General features: G+C 45.9%; 9 protein-coding genes. 8 read left to right on the plus strand and 1 reads right to left on the minus strand.

The window, feature by feature from the left end; all coding sequences use genetic code 11:
* From dnaA to gyrB, 6 genes are all read left to right on the plus strand, one after another.
* Positions 1 to 1,347 (plus strand): chromosomal replication initiator protein DnaA, encoded by a 1,347-nt coding sequence (gene dnaA, locus AC4E8D_RS00005; protein WP_062327668.1) that lies wholly within the window; start codon positions 1 to 3, stop codon positions 1,345 to 1,347.
* Between the two features lie 221 nt (positions 1,348 to 1,568).
* Complete coding sequence (dnaN, locus tag AC4E8D_RS00010; protein ID WP_017691408.1) at positions 1,569 to 2,711, plus strand: DNA polymerase III subunit beta; 1,143 nt, start codon at positions 1,569 to 1,571, stop codon at positions 2,709 to 2,711.
* Positions 2,712 to 2,727: 16 nt separating this feature from the next.
* On the plus strand, positions 2,728 to 2,943 hold the full coding sequence (gene yaaA, locus AC4E8D_RS00015) for a S4 domain-containing protein YaaA (protein WP_036611994.1): 216 nt from the start codon (positions 2,728 to 2,730) through the stop codon (positions 2,941 to 2,943).
* Between the two features lie 57 nt (positions 2,944 to 3,000).
* Entirely contained in the window at positions 3,001 to 4,113 is a 1,113-nt protein-coding gene (gene recF / locus AC4E8D_RS00020; protein ID WP_017691406.1) for a DNA replication/repair protein RecF, read from the plus strand.
* Positions 4,114 to 4,126: 13 nt separating this feature from the next.
* Positions 4,127 to 4,375, plus strand: coding sequence for an extracellular matrix regulator RemB (gene remB, locus AC4E8D_RS00025; protein ID WP_017691405.1), 249 nt, complete (start codon positions 4,127 to 4,129; stop codon positions 4,373 to 4,375).
* Between the two features lie 145 nt (positions 4,376 to 4,520).
* Positions 4,521 to 6,431 carry a DNA topoisomerase (ATP-hydrolyzing) subunit B gene (gene gyrB / locus AC4E8D_RS00030; protein WP_076216622.1) on the plus strand — a complete coding sequence of 637 codons (1,911 nt, stop codon included), beginning with the start codon at positions 4,521 to 4,523 and terminating at the stop codon, positions 6,429 to 6,431.
* A gap of 94 nt (positions 6,432 to 6,525) precedes the next feature.
* Here the strand turns inward: gyrB and AC4E8D_RS00035 are convergent, their stop codons facing one another.
* Positions 6,526 to 7,473 carry a YheC/YheD family protein gene (locus tag AC4E8D_RS00035; RefSeq protein ID WP_339306337.1) on the minus strand — a complete coding sequence of 316 codons (948 nt, stop codon included), beginning with the start codon at positions 7,471 to 7,473 and terminating at the stop codon, positions 6,526 to 6,528.
* Positions 7,474 to 7,899: 426 nt separating this feature from the next.
* Here AC4E8D_RS00035 and gyrA point away from each other — a divergent pair, with 426 nt between their 5' ends.
* Positions 7,900 to 10,464 carry a DNA gyrase subunit A gene (gene gyrA, locus AC4E8D_RS00040; protein ID WP_339306339.1) on the plus strand — a complete coding sequence of 855 codons (2,565 nt, stop codon included), beginning with the start codon at positions 7,900 to 7,902 and terminating at the stop codon, positions 10,462 to 10,464.
* A gap of 222 nt (positions 10,465 to 10,686) precedes the next feature.
* Positions 10,687 to 11,805: an HD-GYP domain-containing protein gene (locus AC4E8D_RS00045; RefSeq protein WP_221820264.1), complete on the plus strand. Its 1,119-nt coding sequence runs from the start codon at positions 10,687 to 10,689 to the stop codon at positions 11,803 to 11,805.
* Positions 11,806 to 12,011: the final 206 nt, after the last annotated feature.

Consider the following 12,011-nt stretch of genomic DNA (forward strand, 5'->3'; position numbering starts at 1 on the left):
GTGGACAGCCATACTTCTGATTTATGGCAGCAAATTTTATCAATCATACAAAACAAACTCAGCAAACCCAGCTTTGACACCTGGTTCAAAGCAACCAAAGCGACCAAGCTGAATGACCGTTCAATCGTCATTTCCGCACCAACCACGTTTGCCGTCGAATGGCTGGAGAGCCGTTACACCAAATTGGTTGGCTCGACGGTATACGAGCTGCTTGGCAAGCAAGTCGATGTGAAATTTGTCATCGAAGAGAACAAGCCTGTTGAACCGGATCCGCAACTGCCAGCACCAACGCCTACAGTTGTCCAGGAAGAAGCGGTACTCAGCATGCTGAATCCGAAATATACGTTCGATACATTTGTCATCGGGCCGGGCAACCGTTTTGCCCATGCCGCATCGCTGGCGGTCGCTGAAGCGCCCGCCAAAGCTTACAACCCTCTCTTTCTGTATGGAGGGGTAGGTCTCGGTAAAACTCACTTGATGCATGCGATCGGACATTATGTTCTGGAGCATGATCCGGGCAGCAAAGTCGTTTATTTGTCGTCTGAGAAATTCACGAACGAATTCATTAACTCGATCCGTGACAACCGCGGGGAGAGCTTCCGTAACAAATACCGGAGCGTCGACATTTTGCTCATTGATGATATTCAGTTCTTGGCGGGAAAAGAATCGACACAAGAGGAATTTTTCCATACGTTTAATGCGCTGCATGAGGAACGGAAGCAGATTATCATCTCCAGCGACAGACCACCGAAGGAAATTCCGACACTGGAAGAACGTCTTCGTTCTCGCTTTGAATGGGGGTTAATTACGGATATCCAGCCTCCAGATTTGGAGACGAGGATTGCAATTTTGCGTAAAAAGGCACGTGCGGAAAACTTGGATATTCCGAATGAAGCGATGATGTACATTGCCAACCAGATTGACACCAACATCCGTGAACTGGAAGGCGCCCTGATTCGGGTCGTTGCTTATTCTTCACTGACTAATCAAGATGTAACCACTCATCTGGCAGCTGAAGCACTGAAGGATATTATTCCGTCCAGTCGTCCCAAAATGATCACTATTCACGACATCCAACAAAAGGTCGGCGAGTATTATAGCCTTAAACTTGAAGATTTCAAAGCACGGAAACGGACCAAGGCAGTTGCTTTTCCAAGACAGATTGCCATGTATCTCTCTCGTGAACTGACAGACTTTTCTCTGCCCAAAATTGGGGAAGCATTCGGAGGACGAGATCACACCACTGTCATACATGCTCACGAAAAGATCTCCCAAGCGATTAAAAACGATCAGGATCTCTATAAAGTTATCAACAACTTAACCGAAAAAATTAAGAATCCAACCTGAACAAGTCCCAAGCCTATGCACAACGTATACACATGTGGATAGGCTTGGGTGTACGGGTTTATACCCACTTATCCACATATTCAGTGCCCCTATTACTATTATTACTAAAAAGATCTTAAAGATATCATCTCCAAAATAGCCATTTCGGAGCTTAGCCTTCGGCCTTGAAAAACACCTTTAAACACCCCAACACCCAAAAAAAATCAGCTAGGAGTGAAACCATGAAAATCAGCATAATGAAAAACTACTTAAACGATTCCATACAGCAAGTATCCAAAGCGATCTCAAGCCGTACAACGATTCCGATTCTGAGCGGTATCAAATTCGACGTGAATCATCAAGGTGTAACGTTGACAGCAAGTGACACCGATATATCCATTCAATCCTTCATCCCGCTTGAAGATGGGGATAAAAGCGTAGTTCAGGTAGATCAACCCGGCAGTGTAGTTTTGCCAGCCAAGTTTTTCGTGGAGATTATCAAGAAGCTGCCATCACAGGAAGTACACATGGAAGTCAAAGAGAACTTCAACACCTTTATCTCCGCAGGTGCTACCGAGATTCAACTGGTAGGTCTTGATCCGGAAGAATTCCCGGTACTGCCAAGCATCGAAGAAAACCAAACGGTCTCCATTCCAGGAGATTTGCTGAAAAATATGATCAAACAAACGGTCTTCTCCATTTCCACACATGAGACTACTCCAATCCTGACAGGTGTACTCTGGAGTTTGGGTGACAACGAATTGAAATTTGTGGCAACAGACCGTCACCGTCTTGCTACTCGATCAGCAATGCTGGATAATGCAGAAGGTATCCGCTTCAACAACGTGGTCATTTCCGGTAAAACGCTGAACGAGCTCAGCAAAATTGTTCCGGATCAAAATACCCTTGTGGATATCGTTGTTGCAGATAACCAGGTCCTGTTCAAAATCGACCGTGTATTGTTCTACTCCCGTATTTTGGACGGAACATATCCGGATACTTCTAGAATTATTCCAACGTCATACAAAACAGAACTTGTTTTAGATACAAAAAAATTAAGTGAATCCATTGACCGGGCTTATTTGCTGTCGCGTGAAGAGAAAACAAACATCGTGCGTATGCAGACGATGGATTCGGGATCCGTTGAAATTTCTTCAAGCTCTTCCGAGCTAGGTAAAGTAAGAGAAGAAATCGAACCTGCCGAGTTTACAGGAGATCCGTTAAAAATCTCGTTCAACTCCAAATACATGCTGGATGTGCTGAAAGTTGTTGAAAGTGAGCAGCTGATGATCGCTTTTACAGGAGTCATGAGTCCAATTATCTTGAAACCGCTGGATGACAGTCACAGCCTTTACGTGATATTGCCATATCGGACGACCAACTAACGAAAGGAAGATCACAGTGAACCAAGTTACGATTCGTACGGAATATATTAAGCTTGATCAATTTTTGAAACTGGCTGATTGCATCCCAACTGGAGGTATGGCCAAAGCTCTGCTTCAAGAAGGACTTGTACGTGTGAATAAAGAGCCTGAGGAACGTCGGGGACGGAAGTTATACCCTGGGGATATCGTTGAAGTGGACGGAGAAGGCACATTCGAAGTTGCTGCAGAATAAGAAGACCAGTTCGATCCTGCTGCCTCCTGACGGACGGGATAAAAGGGAGGTTACCGCGTGTTTGTGAACAGCATTGATCTGCAGAATTTCCGCAATTATGAACATCTGAGACTGGATTCTTTTGGTCCCGTAAACTTGTTGATCGGGCAAAATGCCCAAGGCAAGACCAATCTTGCAGAGGCGATTTTTGTACTCGCACTCACCAAAAGCCACCGTACATCCCGTGACAAGGAACTGATTCGTTTCGGTGAGGAACGTGCCAGACTTGCAGCAGAGGTCGACAAAAAGTACGGATCGGTCAAGCTTGAACTATCTTTGTCGCAACAAGGCAAAAAAGCAAAGATTAACGGCTTGGAGCAGCGCAAGTTAAGTGATTTTGTCGGAGCGCTCAATGTTGTGATGTTTGCACCGGAGGATCTGGAGATTGTAAAAGGCACACCGGGGGTCCGCCGCCGGTTTCTTGACATGGAGATCGGACAGGTTGCACCAGGCTACCTGTATCACCTGCAGCAATATCAAAAAGTGCTCGTACAACGAAATAATTTGCTTAAGCAGTTATGGGGAAAAGGGGCATCAGCCCAGACCATGCTTGAGGTGTGGAACGAGCAATTGGTGGAGCACGGTGTTAAAATCGTCAAAAAAAGGAAACAATTCATAAAGAAACTGCAAAAGTGGGCAGAAACGATTCATCAGGGGATCACCGGAGGCGGAGAAGTCTTGCGGCTGGCCTACCTTCCTTCCTTCAGCGAAGCCGCTGAGGAAGATGAAGCTGTCTTAATGGACCAATTTATGATAAAATTATCACAAATGAAAGAGCAGGAGATTCGCCGAGGCACAACCCTTAGTGGGCCGCATCGGGATGACCTGTCCTTTTTCATTAACGATCGGGAAGTACAAACATATGGCTCGCAGGGGCAGCAGCGCACAACGGCGTTGTCCCTTAAACTTGCGGAAATTGAACTGATTCATGAAGAAATCGGAGAATATCCAGTTCTGTTGCTGGATGATGTTCTGTCTGAGCTGGACCCTTTTCGCCAGACGCAGCTAATCGAAACGTTCCAGAGCAAGGTGCAAACCTTTATTACGGCTACGGGGATCGAGAGCCTGAACGTTGACAAGCTCAAAGATGCCAGTATTTATCACGTTCATGCCGGACAGGTTGAACGCTAAGGAGTGAGGGCTTATGTACATTCATCTGGGCGGTGAGAAGATCATCCGTTCTTCCGAATTGGTCGCTATTTTTGATATATCGATTGAAAAATCCTCAAAGATCTCCAAGCAGTATGTCACGCATGCCGAGCAGGAAAAAACCGTGGAACATATCGGCGAAGAGGAAGCCAAGTCCATTGTGGTGACCAAAAACATTGTGTACTACTCGCCTATATCCTCAGCCACGCTGAAGAAGCGGGCTCACATTTTTCCGGATCTCTAGCATTGTATGGCATAAAAGATATCTCTTTTGCTGCTTGTCTTTAAATTTGGATAGCTGGCTGAAATGAAGGACGTAGCCTATTTCAGCAAACATTATTAGTTAACGCATATTTACGATATTGAATCTATAGAAGTAGGTGAAAGGCATGTCTATGAATCAACCGTCATATGATGCGAATGAAATTCAGGTCCTTGAAGGATTGGAAGCCGTACGGAAGCGTCCGGGCATGTATATCGGTTCCACCAGTTCCAAGGGCCTGCATCATCTGGTCTGGGAAGTAGTGGACAACAGTATTGACGAAGCGCTTGCAGGTTACTGCGACCACATTGAGGTCAGTATCCATGAAGACAATAGCGTAACTGTCGTCGATAACGGACGGGGTATTCCTGTCGGCGAACATACCAAAATGAAACGTCCTGCACTTGAGGTAGTTATGACTGTCCTCCATGCAGGGGGAAAATTTGGCGGCGGCGGATATAAAGTATCTGGTGGTTTGCATGGTGTTGGTGTGTCCGTTGTGAATGCACTCTCTGAAAAAGTGGTTGTAACGGTTAAACGTGAGGGACATATCTATCAACAGGAATATCGCCGTGGAGCTCCACAGTACGACCTGAAAGTGATCGGTACAACCGATGAAACAGGAACAACGGTTAGATTCCATCCGGACCCAGAAATTTTCACGGAAACAAGAGTTTATGAATATGACATCTTGCTGGCCCGTATTCGTGAGCTGGCGTTCCTGAACAAAGGTATTGGTCTTACACTGACGGATGAGCGTACAGGTGCAACCAACTCATTCCTGTACGAAGGCGGCATTATCGAATACGTCTCCTTCCTCAACCAGAAGCGTGAAGTACTGCATGAGAATCCAATTTACGTTGAAGGTTCCAGAGATAACATCCAGGTGGAAGTTGCTCTGCAATACAATGACAACTACACCGAGAATATCTATTCCTTCGCCAACAATATCAACACCCATGAGGGTGGAACGCATGAATCAGGTTTCAAGAGTGCCCTTACGCGGATTATCAATGATTATGCCCGTAAGGCAGGGGTAATCAAGGACAGCACGGGGAACCTTTCCGGGGATGACGTGCGTGAAGGCTTGACAGCTATTATTTCGGTCAAGATTCCAGAACCGCAATTTGAAGGACAGACCAAGACCAAGCTGGGCAACAGCGAAGTGCGTGGGATTGTCGAATCATTGTTTGCCGAGAAGCTGCAAGAGTTCCTGGAAGAGAATCCTTCCGTATCCCGTCGCATTTTGGAAAAAGGACTGCAAGCAGCACGTGCGCGTGAAGCTGCCCGTAAAGCCCGTGAACTGACACGTCGTAAAGGTGCACTCGAAGTAAGCTCACTTCCAGGTAAACTGGCAGACTGTTCATCCAAGGATGCTTCAATCAGCGAATTGTACATCGTCGAAGGTGACTCTGCAGGCGGATCAGCGAAGCAAGGCCGGGATCGTCATTTCCAAGCGATTTTGCCGCTGCGTGGTAAGATTTTGAACGTGGAAAAAGCCCGTCTCGACCGGATCTTGGGTAATGCGGAGATTAGAGCAATTATTACGGCAATGGGTACAGGTATTGGTGATGACTTTGATATTGCCAAAGCACGCTATCACAAAATCATTTTGATGACCGATGCCGACGTCGATGGTGCTCATATCCGAACACTATTGCTGACATTCCTGTATCGGTATATGCGCAAAATCATTGAGGCAGGTTATGTATATATTGCACAACCGCCATTGTTCAAGATTGAGCGTAACAAAGTGATTCGTTATGCCGGTTCCGAGAAAGAGCGTGATGAAATTATTGCAACGCTCGGCGAAAATGCAAAATTCAACGTTCAGCGTTACAAAGGTCTTGGCGAGATGAATGCCGGACAATTGTGGGAAACGACGATGGATCCGGAGAGTCGGACCATGATGCAAGTATCGATTAATGATGCCATCCTTGCTGATACCATGTTTGACACCCTGATGGGGGATAACGTTGAACCCCGTCGTGACTTTATCCAGGAAAATGCAAAATACGTGAAAAACCTCGACATTTAACATATTCAAAGAGGCGCCTGAGAGGGCGCCTTTTTTTATATTAGGGAAAGTATGGAACAGATAAGTCGTATACTTAGACTTCCGTATCCCTTTGTTATCTGCGTACACGTTTTTTGGCAGACGAAGCCTGTGCTTTAGGGGATGGACGGGAGCTCTTACCCTTTTTGGAGGGCAAACGACCGTACGCAATGGCATAACGTTTGATCTTCCGGTATGCCTCCTTGTCCGGTAATAAGCCAAAGGCATAAATGCCTGGCAGTGTGTTGACTTCAAGAATCCAGGGACGCCCTGCTTCGTCTAGTGCAATATCAATACCGATCTCTTTGAGCCTTGGAAATGATGTTTGCAACTGCACAGCGGTATGAATACCTAAGCGGTACAGCTCAGTACGAAGTTTTTTGAAGCCATCCTGGTGAAGATGGGGGAGTACGAGTTCTTCATACGTGGCCAATCGTCCACCACCATGAATGTTGGTGATGATTTTGCCCGGGGCAGCTACACGTCCCAAAATACCTGTTGTTTCCCAGTTGTGTTGCAGATTTTTCTGAGTTAACACACGCAAGTCAAAAGGTAATTCTCCATGCTTCATCAGCGAGATTCCCTGTTGAATGATATAATCACGTTCCTGAATGCGATCATTCAGTGCTCGTTCGAGTTCGTCTAGGGAATGAAATGATCTCTCCTCTGTACCGTATTGGAGATGATATGTTGTTGTGAGATAGGTAGCTCTGGAGATAACAGCACTTGCTTCGGGTTCATCAGGCAGGCTCCGATCATTGGTTTCTTCCGGAACCTCTGCATCTGTGGTGGAATCCTCGGAATGAACGACAGGTTCGTATAGACGGGTTGTTTTCACCCGCATGACCCCATTACCGTAAGTACCACGGTCCGGTTTGATATAGTTGGACTCAAATAACTCAGTCATTCGTTCCAGAGTTTGACGGCTATATTTTCGGGTCACTGGGATATATTCATTCACAATGCGACTGCGTTGTAACACAGCTGTTTTGGCCCATTTGCTGGAGACGCGTTGGATACCCAAGATTCATCAGTCCTTTCATGTTTTGTTCAGTTCTAAAGAGGGACAGACACGGAGAAATCAAAGGACAAGAGACGATTTCAGTGGTATAATAGAGAAATATGGCGTTTTGTGCGATGAGCTGCACAATTTGCAGTTTGGTCGTAGGACGGGAATAGCTTTAGCCTCTGTAGGCACAGTACATATGCCGTTTTTCTAGCATTGTATGTGCAATTGGGGAGGAAGGCAGGGCGTATCCCCAGACACGCAGAAGTTCCCGGAAGAAAGGCTATTGCCCAGCGGACGTTTAATTGTGTAACTTTTGTGAAAGTAATATAATAAAGAGTAGCGTTCTTGCGCGGTTTTAGCCTTGTTAGGCTTTTCACATATAATCAATTTTTTTGCATGACGGAATGGAACGTTTGTTGAAGGACAAGAAGGAGGTCCAGCATGGCGGAAGAAATGAACTCTCAGATTACAGATCGGGATATAGGCGTCGAGATGCGTGAATCGTTTATGGATTATGCGATGAGCATCATCGTTAGCCGTGCCTTACCTGACGTGCGTGATGGATTGAAGCCGGTTCACCGGCGTATTCTGTACGCGATGTCAGAGCTCGGCATGACACCCGATAAACCACATAAAAAATCAGCCAGAATCGTCGGCGAAGTTATCGGTAAGTATCACCCACACGGTGACTCTGCTGTTTACGAGACGATGGTACGGATGGCACAGGATTTCTCCCTGCGTTATATGCATGTAGATGGACATGGTAACTTTGGATCAGTCGATGGTGATATGGCCGCAGCCATGCGTTACACCGAAGCACGTTTGTCCAAGATTGCTATGGAAATGCTCAGAGATATCAACAAGGATACAATTGATTTCCAGCCGAACTATGACGGTGAAGAACATGAGCCAATCGTTCTGCCTGCTCGTTTTCCTAACTTGCTTGTCAACGGGGTCGGCGGAATCGCGGTAGGTATGGCCACCAATATTCCTCCTCATAATCTGGGTGAGGTCATTGATGGTGTACAGGCCATGATTCAAAATCCGGACATTACATCCATGGAGCTCATGGATTACATTCAAGGACCAGACTTCCCTACGTCCGGCTACATTTTGGGCCGTTCAGGCATTCGCCAGGCGTATCAGACCGGACGTGGTTCAGTAACGATGCGGGCCAAAACCAACATCGAAGAGAATAACAACAAGGCGAGAATTATCGTTACGGAGCTGCCTTATCAGGTAAACAAGGCGAGACTCGTTGAGAAAATCGCCGAGTTGGTACGTGATAAGAAGATTGATGGCATTACTGACCTTCGTGATGAGTCTGACCGTAATGGTATGCGGGTTGTAATTGAGCTTCGCAGAGACGTGAATCCGGGGGTTGTCCTGAACAACTTGTACAAACATACATCGATGCAATCCACTTTCGGTATTAACATGCTTGCGATTGTTAATAAAGAACCTAAAATCCTGAACTTGCGTGAAGTGTTGTATCACTACCTGCAGCATCAGATTGAGGTTATTCGCAGACGTACACAGTTTGAACTGAAAAAGGCTGAAGCTCGTGCACATATTCTAGAAGGTTTGCGTATTGCACTGGATCATATCGACGAGATTATTACGTTGATTCGTTCATCCAGTAATGCGGATGCAGCCAGAGAAGGTTTGATTGAGCGCTTCTCACTCAGTCACGATCAGGCTCAAGCTATTCTCGATATGCGTTTGCAACGCCTCACAGGTCTGGAACGCGAACGTATTGAAAATGAATATAACGAACTGATGGTCAAAATCAGAGAGTATCGCGAAATTCTGGCCAACGAGCACCTTGTACTTGAGATTATCAGTACAGAGCTGCAAGAAATTCGTGATCGCTTCAGCGATGATCGTCGTACGGAGATCACTGTAGGTGAAGAAAGTATTCTGGATGAGGACCTGATTCCACGTGAAGAGGTTATCATTACGATTACTCATACAGGCTACGTGAAACGTCTGCCGGTATCCACATACCGCAGCCAGAAACGTGGTGGACGTGGGGTCGTGGGTATGGATACGAAAGATACCGACTTTGTCGAGCATCTGTTTGTGACCAACTCTCACAACTACCTCATGTTCTTCACCGACAAAGGTAAAGTGTATCGTCTCAAAGCTTACGAGATTCCAGAGCTTGGACGTACCGCACGGGGAACGCCGATTATCAACCTGATCCAGATCGAGCAGGGCGAATCGGTCAATGCCGTAATTCCGGTTCAGGAATTCGAAAGTGACAGATACTTGTTCTTTGCTACCCGCCAAGGGGTTGTGAAGAAGACGCCACTTGAGGATTACACCAATATTCGCAAAGGCGGCTTGATCGGTATTTCCTTACGTGATGATGACGTTCTGATCGATGTTAAGCTGACCGATGGATTGCAAGAGATCATCATGGGTACAGCTCACGGAATGTCTATTCGATTCTCGGAAGGTAACGTACGTTCCATGGGACGTAGCGCAACCGGAGTTAAGGGGATTACATTGGATGCACAGGATGCTGTTATCGGCATGGATGTAGTTGATAAAGAGCTTGATGTTCTGATCGTTACAGCCAAAGGTTACGGTAAACGTACACCTGTCAGTGATTATCGGATGCAGACTCGTGGCGGTAAAGGGATCAAGACTATTAATGTCACAGAGAAGAACGGCTCAGTCGTCAGCCTCAAAATGGTTAAAACCGAAGAGGATCTGATGATTATCACGTCTAGCGGTACGTTGATCCGGATGAGCATGGAAGGCATATCCACTATGGGTCGATACACGCAGGGTGTGAAGCTGATTCATATTCGTGATGAGGATTCAGTGGCTACAGTCAGTCGAATTGACAAAAATGAAGAGGAACCAGACGATGAGTCGCTTGAAGGCTTGGAAGGCGAGGAGTCCCAAGCTCCAGTAGTAAGCTTGGAAGAAGGCACCGTTTCTGACGCTGACGTTAATGAAGTTGAAGGCGACGACGATTCCGGTTCGGAAGCATAAAATAGAATTTTATAAAGACCAATCTCTTGAGATTGGAAGAAGATTGTGAGGGCTCCCGGTGGGAGCCCTTTTGTTTGTATAAAGGAATCTCTTCTTTTATTCTTACGAATCTGGGATGTACAGCCTGATTCCTGAGTAATATAATGGGAAATATCATGAAAAACCGGGACTATGGTCTTGTTTGTTATTAACATAGAAGAACGATGAGTGAGGGGAATATACATGGGATTAATCACCCTGTCAGAGGTCAAACCAGGACTCAAACTTGGGAGTGATGTGCAAACACTTCGCGGCAACGTTCTGCTTCAGAAGGGAAAAGTCATTTTACCCAAGGACATGGAAGTGCTCAGAGCCTTTATGATTCAACAGGTAGATATTGAACAAGAAAGATTGGGGTCGAGTAGTACAGGCAGCAAAGGTGCATCTGTGTCAGCAGGAAGTTCTGCCAATGACAACAATGGTGAACGGGCAGGGAAGACAGGGAACGTCACTACAGCTCCTGTAGTAACGTCTTTGCAGGATGAGTATGAGAAGATGGTCGGACTAACGAAAAATGCTTTCCTGTCCTCTCTGGCGGCCGAATTACCGGTCTATGAGTTACGTACACAGTTGGAGTCTGTGTTTGCACATCTCAAACAATATAATGTGCTTACCTTCACTCCACGAGTAATACAAGAACATGATTATGTATATCACCATGCCGTACTGAGTGCAATCACATCCTATCAACTGGCACAATGGATTGATCTCCCCTCCAAGGATTGGATGCAAGTGGCCTTTGCAGGCTTGTTCCATGATATTGGTAACAACAAGGTAGATCCGCAGATTCTCCATAAACCATCCACGTTGACCGCTGCAGAGCAGGAAGAGATTCGTCAGCATACGAAATATGGGTATCAGATCCTTAAACAAGCAAAGGCCATTAATGAGGGAGCCAGGCTTGCAGCTTTGCAGCATCATGAAAAAGTGGATGGATCAGGCTACCCGTTGCAGCTTAGTGGGACGCAGATTCATATTTATGCCAAGATTGTAGCTATCGCTGATATTTTCCACGCCATGACGCTGGAGAAGATCTACCGCAAGGCTCAATCACCATACCTAGTCCTAGAACAGATCCAAAGTGAGGCATTTGGGAAGTTGGATCCTGCAATTGTAAGAGTATTTGTTCAACGGTCAACCCAGATCCATAATGGCATCCGAGTAAAACTCAGCAATAACCAGATTGGTGAGATCGTATTCTCTGATCGAGATCATCCTACACGGCCTATGGTGTCAGTAGAAGGAAACATTATTAACCTGATGCAGCAACGGCAGCTTCACATCCAAGAGGTTATCGGATAACAATAGATATTAAAGTAACTTGATGAGAGGGCCTTTCTTTTATAGAGAGGCTTTTTACGTGAGATAAATGTGGAAGTGTAGAAAAAACAGAAAGATTGTAGAGTTATATATAATTACTCGAAAAAAGACTTGCAATGTAAATCTGTACATGGTATATTCTAATTCCGGCCAAGAAAACACAGTTTACACGGTGCGGCAAGCGAATG

The organism is Paenibacillus sp. SRL342, assembly GCF_984798905.1.

Excerpts from the sequence above, each read along its gene's own strand:
- dnaN (WP_017691408.1), top strand. The coding sequence starts at position 1,569 with ATGAAAATCAGCATAATGAAAAACTACTTAAACGATTCCATACAGCAA.
- remB (WP_017691405.1), top strand. The coding sequence starts at position 4,127 with ATGTACATTCATCTGGGCGGTGAGAAGATCATCCGTTCTTCCGAATTG.
- gyrB (WP_076216622.1), top strand. The coding sequence starts at position 4,521 with ATGTCTATGAATCAACCGTCATATGATGCGAATGAAATTCAGGTCCTT.
- gyrA (WP_339306339.1), top strand. The coding sequence starts at position 7,900 with ATGGCGGAAGAAATGAACTCTCAGATTACAGATCGGGATATAGGCGTC.
- AC4E8D_RS00045 (WP_221820264.1), top strand. The coding sequence starts at position 10,687 with ATGGGATTAATCACCCTGTCAGAGGTCAAACCAGGACTCAAACTTGGG.